Source organism: Vibrio sp. YT-19(2023) (genome assembly GCF_033337395.1).
Map to the genome: position 1 here is coordinate 1 of NZ_JAWOQN010000897.1, position 565 is coordinate 565.

Annotated in this window: 1 protein-coding gene and 1 pseudogene; both read left to right on the forward strand. The window is 47.8% G+C overall.

What is annotated here, in order from left to right; genetic code table 11:
* Positions 1 to 230 (forward strand): annotated as a pseudogene (locus R7E78_RS29055) (biliverdin-producing heme oxygenase); the annotation flags it as partial.
* A gap of 8 nt (positions 231 to 238) precedes the next feature.
* A partial coding sequence (locus R7E78_RS29060) for an SDR family NAD(P)-dependent oxidoreductase (RefSeq protein WP_318059009.1) occupies positions 239 to 565 on the forward strand: 327 nt, incomplete at its 3' end.

Genomic DNA, 565 nt, shown 5'->3' on the forward strand with positions numbered 1-565 from the left:
TGGCAGAAAAAATCCGGTCAACGCTAAGCCTACCGCCTTCAGCAATGACTTACCTAGTTTCACACAGCGTGTTAGACCAAGATCATCTGCAATTTTTTGAATCACTGATGAACAAAATCACCAAAGTGGAAGATCAACAAGTCATCATCGACTCCGCAAAAATGGTGTTCGCATTGTACGGACAAATGCTGCGCTCTTTGCCTTCCTTCTCAACCCAACAAGCGGCGTGAGGTGAAGCATGAACATTCACAACAGCACCATTCTCCTGACAGGCGCAACGGGCGGAATTGGGCAAGCCATCGCGCGCGAGTTAGCAAAACGCGGAGCCAGCCTCATTCTTGTTGGGCGAAACGAAGAGAGCTTGCAAACACTACAGCGTGAACTGTCAAATCCAGAACATCATGATGTAGTCGTTGCAGACATCACCTCATCAGAAGGATTAACAGCGATTAAAGATCGAGCGCGCCAACATCAAAAAGTGGACGCACTGATTAACAATGCGGGCAGCAACGATTTCTCGTTGTTAAGCCACAAACGACCAACGCAGATTGCAGACGAAATCCAA